The following is a 19,050-nucleotide window of genomic DNA, read 5'->3' as shown; positions in this document are numbered from 1 at the left end:
AGGCCTCCTTGGTGGCGGAGCGGTTCCTTAGACAGCTCCACTCCACACCAGGAGGCCTTCACCCATCTACACCTCAGACCGAGTCGTCACACGATCTCGACCAACGTGCCTGGACATCACAGCTAGGCGAGCGGCGTGTCGAGACCCCCCAGCAGCTCCCGCAACCGCGCCTTCACCGCGTCGAGGTCGGCGTCGGCGTCGAGTCCCGCGTGCTCCAGCGCCACGACGCTGCGCCCCTCGCCGCGCGGACTGACGCCGAGCACGATGACGGAGCCGTCGTCGCGGCGGAAGCGGCCGCTGGGGTTCTTCGCGGCCAGGTTCAGCGACGGCGCGGGCACGCCGAGCGCGTCGGCGACCACGCCGGCGGCCCGCTCGGCAGCGACCGGCACCGGCTGGTCGACCGTCCGCGAGACGGACGCGCTGAACGTCCCGTCGGCCCGCTGGCCCGGCGCCCGGATGCCGCGCTCCTGCTCGTAGACGACCGTCAGGTGCTGCGCCCACCACCCGGCGACACCCTCCTCGACGAGGAACGCCGCGATCCTGCCGTGCGGCCAGGAGGTGCCGTCGGCCGCGATCGCGCCCGCGTCGTCGACCTTCGCGAACCACTGCGCGTACGACGCCCCGGTGGCCTCGACCAACGACTCCTCGGATCCCCGGACCGCCCGCACTCCCTGCTGTCGCGCCATGGCTGTCACGGTACGACGGTCAGAGCCCGTTGGCCGCCCTCCACGCGTCGAACGCCTGCTCCGAGGTGTACTCCGGCGCGTAGCCGAAGACGGTCCGCAACCGGGTGTTGTCGAGGACCGGCCGGTACTGGAGGAACTTCGTCTGCTCCGGGCCGTACTGGGTGAGCCTCAGCGGCTTCGCGACCGCGAGCACCGACCGCAGCACGACCTCGGGGATCGGCAGGGTGCCCCGACCGAGCCGCGCGGCGATCTCGTCGATCGTCAGCGCGCCGTCGCCCGCCACGTTGAAGATCCCGGTCACGTCCGACGTGACGGCCCGGACGACGATGGCCGTCAGGTCGGTGTCCCAGACGAACACGAACGGCGAGTCCGAGCCGGCGATCTTGAGCAGTCGCTTCTTGCGAAAGAGGTCGGTGATCTGGTTGTCGACCCGCTCGCCGAGGATCGTGCCGATCCGCAGCACCGTCTGCTCGAGCTCGGGATGGTCGCGGCGGGCGTCGGCGAGCATCTCCTCCACAAGCCGCTTGTGCCGGCTGTACGCGAAGGCGTCGTTGCCGCGGACCGGCTGGTCCTCGGTGATCCACGCCGGGTTGTCCGCGTGATAGCCGTACGCCGCCCCGCTGGACGACACGACCAGCCGGCGTACGCCGTGGGCCAGCGCCGCGTCGAGGACGTTCCGGCTGCCGTCGACGTCGACCCGGTATGCCACGTCCTCCGACATGCCGGGCGGCGGGTTCACGATCGACGCCAGGTGCACGACCGTGTCGATGTCGTGCTGTGCGACGGCGTCGGAGACCGCCTGCGCGTCGGTCACGTCGAGGGTCGTGTGGACCACACCCTCGACGCGTTCACGCGGCTCACGCACGTCGCCGCTCACGACCTGGGCGACGCCGGGGTCCGCGGCGAGTCCGGGCACGACGGACGAGCCGAGGAACCCCGAGCCGCCGGTCACGAGGACGCGGCGGCCCGCCGCGGGCGTACCGCTCATGCCGCGACCTCGACCTTCTCCTCGCGGACCGGTCGCCGCGCCCACAAGGACGCCACGAAGAGTCCGGCGATGATGTCCCAGATGCCCCACCACGCGGCCACGAGCGCCATGCCGCCGAGCCCGTCGAAGAACTCGAACACCAGCAGCAGCCCGAGACCGGCGTTGCGGATGCCGACCTCGAACGTCATCGCGCGCGTGCTCCGGTCGGACAGACGGGCGCCCTTCGCGATCCCGTACCCGAGGGCCAGGGCGAGCGCGTCGTGCAGGAACACGGCGATGACGACCACGCCGATGTAGTCGACGAAGATGTCCCAGTTGCTGGTGAGCCCGACGAGGATGATCGCCGCGAGCGCGAGGAACGCGATCTTGCTGACGATCCCGTGGGCTCGGGCCGCGAACCGAGGCCACAACCGCGCGACGGTGATCCCCAGGAAGAACGGCACGCCGATCACGAGGACGACCTCGCTGAGCATGTCCCAGGGCGTGACCTCGATCGTCTCGAGGAAGTCCTTGCCGCTGGGGTGGAGGCCGCCCCAGAAGGCGAAGTTGAGCGGCATCAGGAAGATCGCGAGCACGTTGCCGACCGACGTCATCGCGACCGAGAGGGCGACGTCGCCCCGGGCCCGGTGGGTGAGGATGTTGGACACGTTGCCCGGCGGGCAGCACGCCACCAGGATCATGCCGAGCGCGACCGACCCGCGGACGTTGAGCAGCAGCGTGAGCACGAACGTGATCGCGGGCAGCAGCAGGAACTGCCCGGCGATCGCTACGCCCATCGCCACCGGCTTGCGCGCCGCGGCGCGAAAGTCCTCGAGCCGGGTGTCGAGCGCGATCCCGAACAGGATCGTGCCGATGACGATCTTGAGCAGCGTCAGCGAGCTCTCGTTGAACGAGATGGTGATCGCGTCGACGTCGGCGGCCAGGATGGTCATGAGAGCTCCTCGATCGCGGCACGCACCGCCGTACGGTAGGCGTCCTTGTTGACGTAGTACGACATGCGCTCCAGCCCGAGGTAGCGGTAGCCGCCCGACAGGTCCGGCAACGGGCCCCGCGTCTTCGCCGTGAACGCGGCGGCCTGCGCAGGACGCTGCTCCTGCGCCTCGACGTACGTCGCGATCAGCTCGGCCTGCTCGTACCGGCCCTGCCACCCGAGGCCCGACGCCTCGACCATGCCCATGACGAAGAGGCCGTCGGCCTCCGGCGTGAAGATGTTGAGGTAGAGCTGGGGCGACCAGCCGTTCCAGCGCAGCAGCTCCGGGTCGACGAACGGGTAGTGCAGCCGGTAGCCGGTGGCGAGCACGATCATGTCGTAGTCGCGGCACGTGCCATCGCGGCTCTGCCCATCTCCGCTGTCGCGGAAGTACACCGTCGAGCCGTCCACGTGGTCGACGTCGGGCTTGATGCTCAGGTCACCGTGACCGAGGTGGTGGAGGATCAGCGAGTTCACGATCGGGTGGGACTCGTAGATCTTGTAGTCCGGCTTGGGGAACCCGAGCCGGACCGGGTCACCGGTGAACAGCTTGAGGACGCGGCTGTCGATCGCCTGCTTGATCCGCGGCGGCAGCGGTCTGCCCTGGTTGAGGGTGTCGGCGGGCTTGCCGAACAGGTACTTCGGCACGAAGTAGTAGCCGCGCCGCACGCTCATGTCCACGGACGCCGCATGGTGCACCGCGTCGACGGCGATGTCGCAGCCGGAGTTGCCGGCGCCGATGATGAGGACGCGCTTGCCCGCGAAGACGGAGGCCTTCTTGTAGGCGCTGGTGTGGAAGACCTCCCCGTCGAAGGTGCCCTTGAGCTGCGGCACGTTCGGCTCGGACAGGGTGCCGTTGGCGACGATCACGCCCGCGACCCGCTCGGTGCTGGAGCCACCGTCGCCGGTGCTCGAGACCACCCAGCCCCCCTCCGGGTGCTGCTCCACCCGGGTCACCTCGGTCCCGAACCGGTAGTGGTCCCGCAGGCCGAACCGGTCGGCGTACCCGTGGAAGTAGCGCTTCAGCTCACGGTGGCTCGGGTAGTCGGCGACGTCGTCGGCCATCGGGTGCTCGCTGAACTCTGTCGTCGTCTTCGACGAGATGAGGTGCGCCGACTCGTACATCGTGCTGCGAGGCCCGTCGATGTCCCACAGCCCCCCGACGTCGGCGTTCATCTCGTACCCGGAGACGGGGATCCCGCGACGGGTCAGGGCCCGGGTCGCGGCGAGGCCGGAGGGGCCGGCGCCGATGACGGCATAGGGAAGCGGGGCCGCGGCGGAGGCGCCGGAGCCCGTTGTGATCTTGGACACGCGCCCTAGTGTGCCAGACGTTCTTCGGGACAACGGCGGCATCCCGAGAGATCCTCCGGTTCCGGTCTCCTTTCATGCACGGAGACCGAAACCGGAGGACCGGGCGGCGCTAGCCTCTCGGGCGGTCGATGACGACCGTGCCGCCGTGGAGGCCGGCCGTCTCGGCGAGCTTCAGCGCCGCCAGCGCCGGGTGGTCCTCGAGGACGCCGGCGACGTTGGCCAGGTGCCGGAGGACGGCAGTCTGCGCGCGCGCCTCCTCGAGGTCGGCCAGGGCCTGCGACCTGGCCTCGACCAGCGCCTCGCGCGCCCGCCTGATGCCCGCCGGCGCGACCACGTCGCGCACCGCGAACCGCTCGACGACGACGCCCAGCGCGGCCGCCCGCTCGATCAGTCCGTCCGGCACGGCCACGGCCGGCGGCCCGGCCGCGAGGTCGTCGACGGCGTGTTCCGCCACCACGACCCGCACCGCCTCCTTCGCCGCGTCGTACAGCAGGTCGAGGGGCCGGCCGCTCGCCTCGTACCAGCGGCGCGGGTCGTCGATCCGCCACACGACGACCGCCGACGCCTTCACGGCGACGCCGTCGCTCGTCGGCACGGTCTGCGTGCCGGTCGCGAGGAGCTCTGCACGCACACCGATCCGGACGAAGGTGTGACCGAACCCCCACACCCGGTGTCGCCCGGGCTCGAGGATCTCCTGGAAGGCGCCCCTTCGGTAGTGCAGGACCCGCTCGTACGGCATCACGGTGATCATGTCGTGTCGCTCCTCTCCTGCTCTCGTCGTCGTGGTTCGTGCGTGGTTCGTGCATGGTTCGTGCGTGGTCGCCGCGGTGACCGCGTACGGACCGGGGTCCGGCCGGCGGGAGACGCGTGGTCTCGCAGGGCCGTCCGCACCCCCGCCCCGAGGAGCGACGGTCCGTACGCGGGAGTGGGGACTCGAACCCCGCCGCCGCAGCGGTCTGCCACCTGGATCCTTTCCGGAGAAGGACTCCGCGGGGTACGACGCGGGGGCTCGCAGCGGTGACGACCGTGGGCCCCCTGATCTCGCGGACCGCCAGGATGGCAGCGATCCACCGACCAGCGCGACCGGGTTTCCCCAGGCCCGAGGCACGGGGTTCCGCAACGGTCGGGCGCGCCCGTACGGTGAGGTCTCCGCCCGCCGGTAATCACCCTGGGCCCCGAGGACATGAACGGTTGTGAGCACCGACGAGGACGGTCCCGCACGGACGCGAGAACGCTACGTGCGCCTGTACCGCACCCATCTCCCCCAGATCCGCGCGTACGCCCGACGGCGTGCGCCCGACTCCGTCGCCGAGGACGTCGTCGCCGAGACGTTCCTGATCGCGTGGCGCCGCGCCGACCAGGCCCTCACCGGCGGGCTGCCGTGGCTGTACGCGACGGCGCGCAACGTGCTGCGCAACCAGCTGCGCTCGGACCGGCGCCGCGAGGTCCTGGCCGCGCGGCTCGCCGGACTACCCGTCGAGCACGTGCCGGACGACGCGGACCGTGTCGCCGACCGTACTGCGCTGGTCGACGCGATCCGGCGCCTGAGCGAGCCGGAGCAGGAGGTGCTGCTGCTCGTCTACTGGGAGCACCTCGACGTCGCGGCAGTGGCCCGGGTCGTCGGCTGCCGGCCCGGGACCGCCGCCGTACGACTCCACCGCGCGCGACGCAGGCTCCGCGACGCCCTCTCCCAGCCCGAGCCTGACGCACGCGCGCCGCGAGCGTCGGCGCCGCCCACTCCCATCCCCGTACCCCGCCTCGACCCGGAGGTCTCCCATGAGCTCGCCTGATCCCCTCACGACCGCGCTGGTCGACCCCGTCTCCGTCGACGACTGCGCCGTCACCGCCGACGACGAGGCACGACTGCGACGGCTGCTGGCCACCGGGTACGACGAGCCCGGCGCGGCGGTCGCTCGCCCTCGGCGCCGCCGTACGCTCGCCCTCGCGGGCGCCGGCATCGCCGCGGTCTCCCTCGCCGTGGTCTTCCCGGTGCTGGGCGACGGTGCCGGCGACTCGCCGCTCTCCCCCGCGCCTGCCGACGCCGCCGAGGTGCTGCGAGCGGCGGCGATGGTGGAGGTGCGCGCGGGCGCGGAGTCGACCGGCGAGGCACTTCTCGTGTGCAGACCGGCGCCGAAGGACGAGCGCACCAAGGAGGAGGCGCGATCGGACGCGATCGCCGCGACCGGAGGACAGAGGCCCGCGGAGGCGGACAAGCGGGGCGCTGCGGGTGGCGATGACGGGCGTGACGCGCCCGTTGCTTCCGACACCGCCGCCACGCAGAAGAGGCTGGCGCTGGTGGCGAAGATCGTGGAATCCGGTGGACCTGACTGGTCAGGGCAGGCCGGCGCGTGGAGCGACCCGGCGTGGTACGCGGGATGGCCTGCGGATCCGCAGGCGCTCGTGGACCACCTCGGGTCCATGGGGAGCGCGGCGGGGTCGGACGGTGCGACGTCGGTCGCCGAGACGCTGGCCGGGGTGCTCGTCGTCGGGGAGCCGCCGGCTGCGGCGCGCGGCGCCGCCCTCCGCGCCCTCGCCCTGCTGGGGGACGACGCGAAGGTCGAGGCGACCACCGTCGACGGCCGCCGCGTGGTCACGGTCGTCCTCTCCGACGCCGTCGGCCTCACGTTCGACCGTGCGACCCATCGGCTGGTCCGGGCGCAGATCGGGGACGCAGAACGCACGGGCTCGCACGGGCAGCTGCTCCCCTGCTCCGGCGGCTGACCGGTGCAAGCGCGGTGAAAGTCGCCGTCCGTACGGTCCTCGCGTCACCGACGTCAGGGGGATCACGCGATGGGACGCACGCAGGACGGGCGCAGGAGGCCCGCTCAACATCTCGGGGTAGCGGTGGCCGCCGCCGCGGTCGTCGCCACGGGCCTCTACGTCGCGGGCGGCGCCGGGGAGACGCCCTGGCGCATCGTGTCGCACGCGTCGGCGACGGAGGCGGGCGGCCGTGACGTGGAGGCGGCCGTCCGCCTCGGGCCTTCCGCGGCGACCCTGTCGTTCCGCGGAGCCCGGGGCACGATCTCGGTGGAGAACACGCTGCAACGTCCGGCCGTCTACGCCGTCTCCGTACGACGCCACGGAGGCTGGTCGCCGATCCTCGACGAGGAGACGCTCGACGTCTCGGCCGGGCGCGCGTCGCGGAGCTCCGGCACCACTCACCGGGTCGACCTCGCGCGGGGCACGATCGTCCGCCTCGAGATCTGCGTCGACGCCGACGAACGGCACTGCGCGACGGCGTTGGGCAGAGCCTGACCACCTGCCGGCAGCTGTCAGTCGTGAGCGATAGCCTCGTACACGTGTTCGATTCCAGCCAGCCAGATCCACTGGCAGACCTGCTCTCGCGGGTGGGCCACGTGGTCGTCGATGCCCAGTCCCGGGTGGCGGCGACGTCCGACGCCGACCTGGCCTCGGGTGCCGAGGAGGTCGTCGTGGCCGCCGCCTGCGAGCAGATCGGGCACATCGTCAACGCGGTCCAGCTCGAGGCGATCGCGGCGCTCGACGCACGGCGCCGCACGACCCACCCACCCGACGACCCGCGCGATCCCGAGTCCGTCGAGCGCGCGGCACGAGCCGTGGAGCGTTCGGTCCGGGCCGAGGTGTCGATGGCCCGTGGCGTCTCCACCGAGGCGGCGCAGCGCAGCCACGACCTCGCCCGCGCGCTCCGCGACCACCCGAGCACCCGGGCCCTGCTGGGGTCAGGGCTGATCGGTACGGCGGTGGCGGGCGCGGTCTGCCGGGAGACCGCCGCGCTCCCGCCGGCGCTGCGCGGCCAGGTCGACGCCGACCTCGCTGGTGTCCTGCCCGAGCTGACGCTGCGGCAGGCCGGGGGCGAGGCGCGCCGCTTGGCGCTGGCCCTCGATCCTGACGGCGCCGAGGTCCGAGCAGAGCGTGCCCGCGCCAAGCGCTCGGTCCGGCTCCGCCGCAACGCCGACGCGATGGCGACGATCAGCGTGTACGGGCCAGCGGAGCACGTCGTCGCCGCCTGGAACCATCTCGCGCGCCAGACGCTCACCGACCAGGCTTCTGGACGTGCGGCCGGGCGTGCGAGCCGCCAGATCACCTGCGACCTCGCGCTCCAGGCGCTGCGGGCGACACCCGACGGCGCGGGGTCAGCCAGCGCGGGGTCAGCCAGCGCCACTCCCGGCCGCGCCGCACCGTCGGCGGAGGTCGCTCTCCTGATGCGACCGGAGGTGCTGTTCGGAGCGGAGGACACGCCTGCTGTACTCGAGGGCTACGGTCCGATCCCGGCAGGACTCGCACGACGGATCGCGACGGACGCGGCAGCTGCCGACCGCGGATGGGTTCGGCGCCTGTTCACGACCCCGAGCGGCGATGCGGTCACCGGGGTCGACAGTCGCCGCCGGCGTTTCCCGTCCGCCGTCGCACGCCGCGGACGACACGTGCCTGCGACCAGGGTGCGACGGCGACGTGCACGACCTCGACCACCTGCGCCCGTACGCGCACGGCGGCGCGAGCACGGCCGACAACGTCGAAGGCGTCTGCCGGCCGGACAACCTCGTCAAGGAGATGCGGGGCTGGACGGTCTCACCGGTCGTCGGCGGCACTCCTGCCCGTATCGAGGGTCGCCTCGTCGATGGGGTGCAGTGGCGTACGCCGACCGGTCACCGCTATACCTCGCGTCGTTCCCGGCCCGGCGGGGGCCGCGCACCCGAGCGCCTCGTCCCACGCACCCCTCGGCACGCGTCCGGCTCACCGCTCGAGGATCACTTGCGGCATCTCGTCGGTCGGCTGCGGCAATAGCCGGGATGCCTCGTCGGCGGGACTCCCCGCTCAGTCCACCCGTGGCCGCGCGGCGCGTTGCTGGGGCCCTCCACACCAGGGGCAGCGCCGTCGTCAGACGGTCACCCTCGCCGTCAGGTCGCCCTGCCGGCGGACACCGGGATCCTGGCGGGCCGAGGCCTGCTCCACGACGAACCCGACGGGCGCCAAGAGGGCGCCGAGCGCGTCGGCGGACCAGTAGTACGCCGTCGTCACCGCGTGGTCGAACGCCACGCCGGCATCGCCGTCGAAGAACCCGAGCAGGAGGGATCCCCCAGGAGCCAGGACGCGAGCGAACTCGCGAAGGATCACAGGAACGGCATCCGGCGGGGTATGGATGATCGAGAACCACGACAGGACGCCCGCGACAGAGCCCGAGGCGAAGGGCAGCGCGGCGAGATCACCTCGTGCGAAGTCGAGATGCGGGAAGCGCCGCCGCGCCGAGGCGATGAAGTGGGCCGACGCGTCGATGCCCCGCACCTCGCGCGCTCCGCCCTGGGAGAGCACCTCCGTCCAGTGCCCTGGGCCGCACCCGGCGTCGAGGATGTCGCCGTCGATACCGGCCTGCCAGCGTCCGATCGTCGCGCGATCCTGCTCTGCCATCTGCTCGACCGATCCGAGGAGCTCGATGTACTCGGCCGCGCGAGCGTCGTACGCATTACCGACGTCCACCATGGTCACGCCCCGAGGCTATCGACCGTAGCGCACGAGCCGGACCAGGCGCGGTCACCGGAAGTCACGCGACGTCGTCCTCATCGTGATCGGCAGCCGCTCCACGCGGTCGGCGTGCAGGTTGATCGCGCCGTCACGGCGTTCGATGATCCCGCGGACCACCAGCGCGCTGGAGTCGCGGACGACCCGTCGGTAGCGCGACCACAGTCCCGCCGTGCAGATCACGTTGAGCATCCCCGTCTCGTCCTCGAGGTTGAGGAAGGTGACCCCGCCGGCAGTCGCCGGGCGCTGACGGTGCGTGACCAGACCTGCGACCTCCACACGCTTCCCGGGCTCCACCTCGGCCAAGGCGGACACGCGCAGCACGCCCCGGGTCCGCATGGCCTCGCGCACGTGCTCCATCGGGTGGCTGTCCGGGGCGATCGCGGTCGCCCACAGGTCGGCCATCGTGGTCTCGGCCAGGCTCATCCCCGGAAGGGTCGGAGCGTCGCTGAGCACCGACGTGCCTTCGAGCTGGTCCGGGCTCTCCTGCGCCGCCGGGCCCGCCGCCCACAGCGCCTCGCGCCGCGTCAGCCCGAACCCTTCGAACGCCCCTGCGGTCGCGAGCGCCTCGACCTGCGCCGCCGTCAGCGCGACACGGCGGGTGAGGTCGGTCATCGACGTGTACGGCCCGCCGCGGGCGCGTTCGGCGACGATGCGCTCGGCGGCGTCCTCCCCCACCGAGGTGACGGCTGCCAGCCCGAGGCGTACGACGAACCGTCCGTCGCGCCGGTGCCACGCGTGGTCGAAGGGGATGCTCGCGTCGAAGTCGCCGACAGGCGGTTGATCCTTCTCCAGACAGGCGTCGTGCCCGGTGGGTCTCGATACGCCCTCGCCCTGGGGGGCTCGGGCTACTCGACCATCGGGTTCCAGGTCGGCGCCCACCCCCGAACGGTTCACGTCCGGACGCAGCACCTCCACCCCGTGGCGCCGTGCGTCGGAGACCAGGCTCGCCGGCGAGTAGAACCCCATCGGCTGTGCCCGCAGCAACCCGGCGAGGAACGCGCCCGGGTAGTGCAGCCGCAGCCACGTGCTCGCGTACACGAGCAGCGCGAAGCTGATCGAGTGCGACTCGGCGAACCCGAAGCTCGCGAACGCCTCGATCCGCAGGTAGATCTCGTCGGCCAGGTCGCCGGTGATGCCGTGCGCCGCCATCCCCGCGTACAGCGTCGAGCGCAGCCGCTCGATCTTCTCCACCCCGCGCTTGGACCCCATCGCCCGACGCAGCAGGTCCGCCTCGTCCCCGGTGCATCCGCCGACCTGCATCGCGATCTGCATGAGCTGCTCCTGGAACAGCGGCACGCCGAGGGTACGGCGCAGCACCGGCTCGAGCGCCGGGTGCAGGTACGTGATCGGCTCCACCCCCGTCCGGCGCCGGATGAACGGGTGCACCGCCCCGCCCTGGATCGGGCCGGGTCGGATCAGCGCGATCTCGCACACCAGGTCGTAGAAGCGCCGCGGCTTCAGACGCGGGAGCGTCCCGATCTGGGCGCGGCTCTCCACCTGGAAGACCCCGACCGAGTCGCCGCGGCACAGCTGGTCGTAGACGCCCTTCTCCTCCTTCGGGATCGAGGCCAGGTCCCACCGCTCACCGGTGTGCTCGGCCACGATGTCGAACGTGTGCTGGATGGCGCCGAGCATCCCGAGCCCGAGCAGGTCGAACTTCACCAGCCCCATCCACGCGCAGTCGTCCTTGTCCCACTGCAGGACGGTGCGGTTCTCCATCCGGGCGTGCTCGATCGGGCACACCTCCCCCACCGGGCGGTCGGTGAGCACCATCCCGCCGGAGTGGATGCCGAGGTGGCGCGGCGCCTTGAGGAGCTGCTCCGCCAGGTCGAGCACCGGCTCCGGGATGTCCTCGGTCGCCTCGTCGCGCGGCAGGCTGCTCCACATGTCGATGTGCTTGGACCACGCGTCCTGCTGCCCCTGCGAGTAGCCGAGCGCCTTGGCCATGTCGCGGACGGCAGACTTCGGACGGTACGAGATGACGTTGGCGACCTGCGCGGCGTTGTGGCGGCCGTACTGCTCGTACACCCACTGGATCACCTCCTCGCGACGGTCGGAGTCGAAGTCCACGTCGATGTCCGGCTCCTCGTCGCGCGTCGCCGACAGGAACCGCTCGAACGGCAGGTCGAACTTCACCGAGTCGACCGCGGTGATCCCGAGGGCGTAGCAGACCGCGGAGTTCGCGGCCGACCCTCGGCCCTGGCACAGGATCCCGCGCGACTTCGCGTACGCGACGATGTCGTGGACGATCAGGAAGTAGCCCGGGAAGTCCAGCTCCTCGATCACCGCGAGCTCGCGCTCCAGCCGCTCGTGCGTGCTGGGCGGCGCGTCCGCATACTTCTCCTCTGCCCCCTTCCGCACCAGCTCGCGCAGCCACGACATCGGGCTGTGACCCTCGGGGACCTTCTGCTTCGGGAGCTTCGGCTTGGCCCGCCGCAGCTCGAACGCGAGGTCGGCAGCGACGTCCACGGTCCGCTCCACCGCCCCCGGGTAGCGGGCGAAGAGGCGCGCCATCTCGGCGCCGGAACGCAGGTACGGCGGCCCGGCCGCCGGCAGCCAGCCGTCCATCGCGTCCAGGCTGCGGCGTGCCCGGACCGCGGCGACCGCCCCCGCGAGCCGGCGGTCCGCGGGCGTCGCTGCATGCACGTTGCCCGTCGCCACGACGGGCAGGCCGAGCCGGTCGGCGATCGCGGCGAGCGCGTCGTTGCGGACCGAGTCGTACGGGTCCCCGTGGTCGGTCAGCTCCACCAGGACGTTGTCGTCGCCGAACCGCTCGGTGAGCGCCCGCACCTCCTTCTCGGCGGCGACGTCGTCCACCTCCGTCCCGGTGGGACCGACCAGCGCCTGACGCACCGCGCCCTTGCGGCAGCCGGTCAGCACCACGGCGTGGCCTCCGAGGCGGTCGGCCAGGTCGTCGACGGCGTAGACGGGACGCCCCTTCTCCCCGCCGGCGAGGTGCGCGGCGGTGAGCGCACCCGCGAGACGGTGGTAGCCCTCCTGGCCTCGTGCCAGCACCACGAGGTGCGTGCCCTCCGGGTCGGCGGCGCCGTTCTGCGGGCCCGACAGCCCCAGCGACAGCTCGGCCCCGAACACCGTCGGCAGGCCGTGCATCGCGGCCGCCTCCGCCATCCGCACCACGCCGTAGAAGCCGTCGTGGTCGACCAGCGCCAACCCGGTCAGCCGCAGCCGCACCGCCTCCTCGACCAGCGCCTCCGGGCTGCTCGCGCCGTCGAGGAAGCTGAAGTCGGAGTGCGCGTGCAGCTCCGCGTACGGGACGTACGGCTCGTCGGGCGCGGGCTCGTCCGGCGCCGCAGGGGGTTCGTACGGCCCGCGCTTGCGCGAGAACGCCGGACCGTCGCCCCCGTCGGGCGCGTCGAAGCCGGGCGCGAGCGGCCGACCGTCGCGGATCGGGTCGCGCGGGTGCTCCTCGGGCAGCAGCCGACCCGACAGCCGGCGCTCGAGCTCCGACCAGGGCATGTCGGGGTTGTTGAACCCCATCAGTCGGCTCCGCTCATCAGTCATACCGGGCTTCCACGCACCACACGCCGTCGCTGACCCGAAGCAGCCACGCGCTGCCGTCGACGCCGACCACCTGGAACCGCGCCGCCCGCACCGTCTGCTCGGCATCCCACCAGCGCTCGTCGACCGGCCACGGCCCCGCCCACGCGGCGACCGGCTGGAGGCCCGCGGCCGGAGGGTCTGCGACCCCGAACCGTGCCGGCGCCGCGGTCACGCTCCCCCGCTCGCTCACCACCACCGGCTGCCCCGAGGCGCCGACCACCTGCGCGGCCAGCGGCGGGTCGTACACCGTCGCAGGGGCAGGCGCCGGAAGGCTCCCCGGCCACGGCGGTGCCGCCGCACGGTCCGGGGTGAGCGGATCGCCCCACGGCACGAGCGTCCGCCGGTCGGCGGGACCGCGCCCACCCCCGACGACGGCGGAGACCACGGCCTCGCGGCCGAGCATGCTCTGCACCTTCGACGCCGCCCGGTGGATCCGTGCGTCGGGCCCGCTCCCCCAGAGCCCCTCGGCGTGGTCGGTCACCGGTGCCACGTCCGCCGGGACCAGCTTCACCCCGCTCACCGGGGCAGCGACGGCCGAAGCGGCTCCCGCCTGCAGCTGCCAGCGGACGCGGTCGACGAGATCACCGGCGTCGAACCAGCGGGGGTGCAGCCACTGCCGCTCCGAGGTCTCTCCCCGGTCGGTGTGCACCTCCACCCACACGCTGGTGCAGACCAGCTGCCGCTCGGCGAGCCCGGCGACGAAGGCCTCGGCGGTCCGGCGGACGCTGAACGCGACCGCCTCGGCGTCCTCCAGCGGCGGCTCGAACGTGACCTCGCGCTCGAGGTCCGACGGGGGGCGACGCGCAGCGAACGGCCGGTCGTCGACGCCGCGGGCGAGCCGGTGCGCGAGCGCCCCGTCGGGACCGAACCGGGTGAGCACGTCGGCGGGACGCAGGGCGGCGAACGCGCCCAGGGTACGGAGCCCCAGCCGCTGCAGCAGGCTCACCAGCTCCGGCCGGTCGAGGACGCTCACCGGGAGGTCCGCGAGGAACGCCGCCGACTCCCCCGCCGGCACCACGACGCTGTCCTGGACGCTCGCCTGCCGGGCTGCCTGCTCGGCGGCGAACACGGCGTCGGCGATCCCGAAGCGCACGTCGTCGACGCCGTGCTCGACGAGCCGCTCGGCGAGGACCGCGGCGGCGTGCTGCTCGCCGCCGAAGTAGCGGCCCGGACCGGCCACCCGCACCGCGCAGGTGCCAGGACGCAGCGGCTGCACCCCCGGGGCGATCTCCTCGACCGCCGCGAGCACCGGCTCGAACGCGCGCACATCGAGCCCCGGGTCGTAGTCGAGGGTCACCAGCTCCGGGCACCGCGCCTGCGCGTCACGCATCCGCTGGCCCCGCCGGACCCCCTCCCGGCGCGCCGACGCCGAGCAGGCCCGCACCTCGCCGTGCTCGAACAGCGCGACCGGAGCACCGGGCGGCAGGTCGACCCCCGCCCCGGTGTGCCGGACCGCCCGAACGGGCCAGTCCGGGCACCATGCCACCAGCGTGCGTGCCATCAGCTCGCCACCCCGTAGCCGACCGGCCCGTGCAGGGGTACGACGGGCGTCACGGGCTCGACGGCAGCGACGGCCTCGACGGCGGCGTCCAGCCAGAGACGGGTGCGGTGAGGACGCCCCCACCGGCCGGTCGCGGTGACGGTCACGTGACGCCGACGCAGGTGCCCGTGCCCGTCGCCCATGCCGGTCCAGGAGCTCTCGGTGACCTCGAGCCGGCCGGCAGGCCGCGGCCAGGCACCGGCGTGCGCCGTCAGCGCGACCACCGTGGTCCCGTGCTGGCGCAGACGGGCCGCGATCCGCTGGGCGTCGACGTCGCGGACGCGCGCCGGAGGGCGTACGACGATCGCGTCCGTGACGTCGGCGAGCGTGCTCACCACGTGCTGCCAGTGCTCGCCCGGTGCGGGGACGAGGATGGTCCGCTCCAGCGCGACGCCGAGCCCCGCTGCGGCCTCGGCACCCATCTCCGGGACGCCCACCACGGCGCACCAGGCGCCTTCGGAGGACGGCCCCGCCGCCAGCGCGAGAGCCAGGGCGAGCGAGTCGCTCACCTCGTAGGCGGCTCCGCGCAGGAGACCGCCCGGCACCACCTGGGCCAACGCGGGCAAGGTGGGCAACCGGTCCCGCACCGGTGGGGGCCCCTCCATCGCGCGGACCCGCGCGGCCAGCTGGTCGAGAACTGCTGCACCCGTCACCCCTCCATGTTCGAACACATGTTCGAAGGAGTCAAACGGGGGTCGACGGGTGAGACGGCGGTGCCCCGACCGTCACGCGCACGTGGCGCGTGACGGCCGGGGCACCGTGACGCTGGGCCTCACCCGGGGCGGAAGGCGCCTCAGGCGGTCGTCAGCAGGTCGCGACCGGGGATCGCGTCGAGCAGCCTGCGCGTGTAGCTCTCGCGCGGGTTGTCGAACACCTCGTTCACGCTCGCCGCCTCCACGACCTTGCCGTTCTGCATCACCAGCACGTCGTCGGCGATCTGGCGGACCACCGCGAGGTCGTGCGTGATGAACAGATAGCTGAGACCCATCTCGGCCTGGAGGTCGTTGAGCAGCTCCAGGATCTGGGCCTGGACCAGCACGTCGAGGGCGGAGACCGCCTCGTCGAGGACCACGACCTCCGGCTCGAGCGCCAGGGCGCGCGCGATGGCGACACGCTGACGCTGACCACCGGACAGCTCGTTGGGGTAGCGCCGCATGAGCGAGCTCGGCAGCGACACCTTCTCGAGCAGGTCGCGGACCTTCGCCTCGCGCTCCTTCGACGACCCGATCTTGTGCGTCTCGAGGGGCTCCTCGATGGACTTGTAGATCGAGTACATCGGGTCGAGCGACGCGTACGGGTTCTGGAACACCGGCTGCATCTGGCGGCGCAGCGCCAGCTGACGCTTGCCCTTGAGCTGCGCGGTGTCGTAGCCGTCGAACAGGACCGTGCCCGCGGTGGGCTGGAGGAGTCCGAGGACCATCCGTGCCACCGTCGACTTGCCCGAGCCCGACTCCCCCACGATCGCCGTGGTGGTGCCGCGACGCAGGGTGAACGTCACGTCGTCGACCGCCCGCAGGTCGGTCTTGCGCCACGGACGGTCGCCCGGGAGCTTGAAGACCTTCGTCAGGCCCTCGACGACGATGATCTCGTTCTCGCCCTTGCCGACCTCGCCCGCCGTGGTGGCGATCTCGGCCGCGATCTCGCCGGCGGTCTGCACCGCCTGCTCGCGGACCTCCTCGCGCGCCTTGACCGACGCGAGCCGCTGGGACGCGATCGACGGTGCCGACGAGACGAGACGCTTCGTGTACGGGTGCTCGGGGTTCTTGAGGATCTCGAGCGCCGGACCCGACTCCACGATCGTGCCGCGGTACATCACGACGATGTGGTCGGCACGCTCGGCCGCGAGACCGAGGTCGTGCGTGATCAGCAGGACAGCGGTGCCGAGCTCGTCGGTGAGCCCGTCGAGGTGGTCGAGGATCTGCTTCTGCACCGTCACGTCGAGCGCCGAGGTGGGCTCGTCGGCGATGAGGAGCTTCGGACGCGCCGCCAGACCCATCGCGATCAGGGCACGCTGCCGCATGCCGCCGGAGAACTCGTGCGGGTACTGGCGGGCACGGCGCTCGACGTCGCTGAGGCCGGCCTCCTCGAGGAGGGCGAGCACTCGACGGTCGGCGTCGCTGCCCTTGGCGATGTCGTTGGCGACCAGCGCTTCCTTGATCTGGTCCCCGACCCGCCACAGCGGGTTCAGGTTGGTCATCGGGTCCTGCGGGACGAGGCCGATCTGGTCACCGCGCAGGGCCTGGAAGCCCTTCTTGCTCGAGTGCGCGATGTCCTTGCCGTCGAAGATGATCTCGCCGCCGACGACCTTGCCGGTGCCGGGGAGCAGGCCGATGATCGCGTGCGCGGTCGTCGACTTTCCTGATCCCGACTCACCCACGATGGCGACGGTCTGACCGGGGTAGACGGTCAGGCTCGCGCCACGTACGGCAGGGATGGCCTTCTTCTCGGAGTAGAAGGCGACGTCGAGGTCACGGACCTCGAGGAGGGGCTGCTGGCTCATCGCTTCCTCGCCTTCGGGTCCAGGGCATCGCGGACGGAGTCACCGAGCAGGATGAAGCTGAGCACGGTGAGGACCAGTGCGGTGACCGGGACGAACATGACGTTCAGCGACGTGCCCGAGCGGACGAGCTCCTGGGCCGAGCTGATGTCGTTGCCCCAGGAGACCACCGAGAACGGGAGGCCCAGACCGAGGAACGACAGCGTGGCCTCGGCGACGATGAAGATGCCGAGCGAGACCGTCGAGGTGACGATCACCGGCGAGATCGCGTTGGGCACGATGTGGCGCCACAGGTTGCGCTGGTTGCTCGCACCGATGGCTCGTGCCGCGTCGACGAACTCGTAGTTCTTCACCTCGAGGACCGACCCGCGCATGATGCGGGTGATCTGCGGCCAGCCGAAGAGGCCCAGCGCGGCGACGACCGCGAGGACGCCGCCCCAGAAGCCCCGGTCCGGGAACCAGTTGTTGACGGCCGAGAGGCAGACGATCGCGGCCAGCAGCAGCGGGATGGCGAAGAAGATGTCGCTGATGCGGGAGATGAACGTGTCGGTCATGCCACCCCGGAAGCCGGCCAGGGCGCCGGTGAGTCCGCCGAGGAGGGCCACGACCAGGGTCGTCAGCACGCCGACGGCGACCGAGGCGCGCGCTCCGTAGAGCGTGCGGGCCCACACGTCGCACCCCTGCTTGTCGAAGCCGAACGGGTGGCCGGACTCCGCCGGGCCGAGGCTGTTGCTGAGCTCGCAGAAGCGCGGGTCGGCGTTGGTGAACAGGCCGGGGGCGATGATGACGATCGCGAGGATCGTCAGCAGCACCGAGGACACCCAGAACATCGGGTTCTTGCGGAGCTGCTTCCACGCCTCCTTCCACTGGCTGGCCGGCGCCTCGTCCACCTGGACGGAGTCGACCGCCGCGAGCGGCGTCTCGTCGATCGGGGCGACGTAGCGCTCCTGCCCCGGGAGCGTGGGCTTAGGCATAACGGATCCTTGGGTCGAGCCAGGCGTAGAGCAGGTCGACGATCAGCGAGGTGAGCACGTAGACGAGCACCATGATCGTGACCACCGAGACGATGGTCGGTGTCTCGCCACGCTTGATCGCGTTGAACGCGAGGTTGCCGATCCCCGGGATGTTGAAGATGCCCTCGGTGACGATCGCACCGGCCATCAGTGCACCCAGGTCGGCGCCAAGGAAGGTCACCGTCGGGATGAGCGAGTTGCGCAGCACGTGCCGCCGCACCACCACACCCTCGGAGAGCCCCTTGGCGCGGGCCGTCCGGACGTGGTCCGCGGTGAGGTTGCCCGCGACCGACGTCCGTGTCAGCCGCACGATGTACGCGAAGGACACCAGGGCGAGGACGATGGCGGGGAGCAACAGGTTGTAGAAGGACGTGTTGCCTCCGACCGTCGGGGGGAACCACCCGAGCTTCACGCCGAAGATCAGCTGCATGACGAAGCCGAACACGAAGATCGGCACGGCGATCACGAGCAGGGACGTGACGAGCATCGTCGAGTCGAAGAGCTTGCCCTTGCGGAGGCCGGCGATCGTACCGGCGATGATGCCGAGGACGGCCTCGATCACGAGGGCCATGAGAGCGAGCTTGATGGTGACCGGGAACGCCTCGGCCACGAGGTCGCTGACGTCGCGACCGGTGAACGACTGGCCGAAGTCCAGCGTGATGGCGCCCTTGAGGAAGAGCAGCCACTGGACGAGGAACGGCTGGTCGAAGTTGTACTGGGCCCGGACCTGTTCGATGACGGCGTCGGAGACGGGCTTGTCACCGAAGATCGCGCGAATCGGGTCACCCGGACGAAGGAAGACGAGCGCGTAGATGAGCAGCGTCGACCCGAGGATGACGGGGATCGTCTGCAAGATGCGCCGCGCGGCATACCACCACATCAGTGGCCTCCTACGGGATGGTTAAAAGGTATCAGGCCTCCGGCACCGATCGGATGCCTTTGACCCGCGCAGGGCCACGCGGGGGCAGCGCCGTCATGGCGCTGA

17 protein-coding genes are annotated in these 19,050 nt (G+C 71.9%); 4 read left to right on the top strand and 13 right to left on the bottom strand.

Annotation, left to right across the window (positions count from 1 at the left end; translation table 11 throughout):
• Positions 1 to 122: 122 nt before the first annotated feature.
• The 5 genes from ACQSSQ_RS23845 to ACQSSQ_RS23825 form a co-directional block, all read right to left on the bottom strand.
• Complete coding sequence (locus ACQSSQ_RS23845) at positions 123 to 686, bottom strand: hypothetical protein (protein WP_431329650.1); 564 nt, start codon at positions 684 to 686, stop codon at positions 123 to 125.
• A 19-nt stretch (positions 687 to 705) separates the two neighbouring features.
• Positions 706 to 1,674 carry an SDR family oxidoreductase gene (locus ACQSSQ_RS23840; RefSeq protein WP_431329649.1) on the bottom strand — a complete coding sequence of 323 codons (969 nt, stop codon included), beginning with the start codon at positions 1,672 to 1,674 and terminating at the stop codon, positions 706 to 708.
• Positions 1,671 to 2,606, bottom strand: a complete 936-nt coding sequence (locus tag ACQSSQ_RS23835; protein WP_431329648.1) for a bile acid:sodium symporter family protein — start codon at positions 2,604 to 2,606, stop codon at positions 1,671 to 1,673. Before ACQSSQ_RS23835 ends, ACQSSQ_RS23840 begins: the two co-directional genes overlap by 4 nt.
• The gene (locus ACQSSQ_RS23830) at positions 2,603 to 3,955 is read right to left on the bottom strand and encodes a flavin-containing monooxygenase (protein ID WP_431329647.1); all 1,353 of its coding nucleotides are present in this window, start codon (positions 3,953 to 3,955) and stop codon (positions 2,603 to 2,605) included. The genes ACQSSQ_RS23835 and ACQSSQ_RS23830 overlap by 4 nt, the downstream gene beginning before the upstream one ends.
• A gap of 109 nt (positions 3,956 to 4,064) precedes the next feature.
• Positions 4,065 to 4,706: an SPFH domain-containing protein gene (locus ACQSSQ_RS23825; protein WP_431329646.1), complete on the bottom strand. Its 642-nt coding sequence runs from the start codon at positions 4,704 to 4,706 to the stop codon at positions 4,065 to 4,067.
• Between the two features lie 442 nt (positions 4,707 to 5,148).
• On the opposite strand from ACQSSQ_RS23825, the gene ACQSSQ_RS23820 reads away from it, so the two are divergent.
• The 3 genes from ACQSSQ_RS23820 to ACQSSQ_RS23810 all read left to right on the top strand — a co-directional run bounded on the left by ACQSSQ_RS23820 (position 5,149) and on the right by ACQSSQ_RS23810 (position 7,210).
• Positions 5,149 to 5,745, top strand: a complete 597-nt coding sequence (locus ACQSSQ_RS23820; RefSeq protein ID WP_431329645.1) for an RNA polymerase sigma factor — start codon at positions 5,149 to 5,151, stop codon at positions 5,743 to 5,745.
• The gene (locus ACQSSQ_RS23815; protein WP_431329644.1) at positions 5,732 to 6,676 is read left to right on the top strand and encodes a hypothetical protein; all 945 of its coding nucleotides are present in this window, start codon (positions 5,732 to 5,734) and stop codon (positions 6,674 to 6,676) included. Before ACQSSQ_RS23820 ends, ACQSSQ_RS23815 begins: the two co-directional genes overlap by 14 nt.
• A 69-nt stretch (positions 6,677 to 6,745) precedes the next feature.
• Positions 6,746 to 7,210, top strand: coding sequence for a hypothetical protein (locus ACQSSQ_RS23810; RefSeq protein ID WP_431329643.1), 465 nt, complete (start codon positions 6,746 to 6,748; stop codon positions 7,208 to 7,210).
• Between the two features lie 17 nt (positions 7,211 to 7,227).
• Here ACQSSQ_RS23810 and ACQSSQ_RS23805 read toward each other — a convergent pair whose 3' ends face one another.
• Positions 7,228 to 7,629: a hypothetical protein gene (locus ACQSSQ_RS23805; protein WP_431329642.1), complete on the bottom strand. Its 402-nt coding sequence runs from the start codon at positions 7,627 to 7,629 to the stop codon at positions 7,228 to 7,230.
• 661 nt (positions 7,630 to 8,290) lie between these two features.
• Between ACQSSQ_RS23805 and ACQSSQ_RS23800 the strand changes: the two genes are divergently transcribed.
• Positions 8,291 to 8,719 (top strand): HNH endonuclease signature motif containing protein, encoded by a 429-nt coding sequence (locus ACQSSQ_RS23800; RefSeq protein WP_431329641.1) that lies wholly within the window; start codon positions 8,291 to 8,293, stop codon positions 8,717 to 8,719.
• 93 nt (positions 8,720 to 8,812) lie between these two features.
• Here ACQSSQ_RS23800 and ACQSSQ_RS23795 read toward each other — a convergent pair whose 3' ends face one another.
• From ACQSSQ_RS23795 to ACQSSQ_RS23765, 7 genes are all read right to left on the bottom strand, one after another.
• On the bottom strand, positions 8,813 to 9,412 hold the full coding sequence (locus ACQSSQ_RS23795; RefSeq protein ID WP_431329652.1) for a class I SAM-dependent methyltransferase: 600 nt from the start codon (positions 9,410 to 9,412) through the stop codon (positions 8,813 to 8,815).
• Between the two features lie 51 nt (positions 9,413 to 9,463).
• Positions 9,464 to 12,952 carry an error-prone DNA polymerase gene (locus ACQSSQ_RS23790; protein ID WP_431329651.1) on the bottom strand — a complete coding sequence of 1,163 codons (3,489 nt, stop codon included), beginning with the start codon at positions 12,950 to 12,952 and terminating at the stop codon, positions 9,464 to 9,466.
• Positions 12,953 to 12,968: 16 nt separating this feature from the next.
• Positions 12,969 to 14,516, bottom strand: coding sequence for a DNA polymerase Y family protein (locus ACQSSQ_RS23785; protein WP_431329640.1), 1,548 nt, complete (start codon positions 14,514 to 14,516; stop codon positions 12,969 to 12,971).
• Complete coding sequence (locus ACQSSQ_RS23780; protein ID WP_431329639.1) at positions 14,516 to 15,208, bottom strand: hypothetical protein; 693 nt, start codon at positions 15,206 to 15,208, stop codon at positions 14,516 to 14,518. Before ACQSSQ_RS23780 ends, ACQSSQ_RS23785 begins: the two co-directional genes overlap by 1 nt.
• Before the next feature lie 140 nt (positions 15,209 to 15,348).
• Positions 15,349 to 17,055: a dipeptide ABC transporter ATP-binding protein gene (locus tag ACQSSQ_RS23775; RefSeq protein WP_431329638.1), complete on the bottom strand. Its 1,707-nt coding sequence runs from the start codon at positions 17,053 to 17,055 to the stop codon at positions 15,349 to 15,351.
• Positions 17,052 to 18,026: an ABC transporter permease gene (locus ACQSSQ_RS23770; protein WP_431329637.1), complete on the bottom strand. Its 975-nt coding sequence runs from the start codon at positions 18,024 to 18,026 to the stop codon at positions 17,052 to 17,054. The genes ACQSSQ_RS23775 and ACQSSQ_RS23770 overlap by 4 nt, the downstream gene beginning before the upstream one ends.
• A complete protein-coding gene (locus tag ACQSSQ_RS23765; RefSeq protein ID WP_431329636.1) occupies positions 18,019 to 18,945 on the bottom strand; it encodes an ABC transporter permease in 927 nt (308 codons plus the stop codon). The genes ACQSSQ_RS23770 and ACQSSQ_RS23765 overlap by 8 nt, the downstream gene beginning before the upstream one ends.
• Positions 18,946 to 19,050 lie beyond the last annotated feature (105 nt).

The organism is Mumia spirodelae, from assembly GCF_050632745.1.
Classification (GTDB): Bacteria; Actinomycetota; Actinomycetes; order Propionibacteriales; family Nocardioidaceae; genus Mumia.
This window is presented reverse-complemented; position numbering and strand designations above follow the sequence as displayed.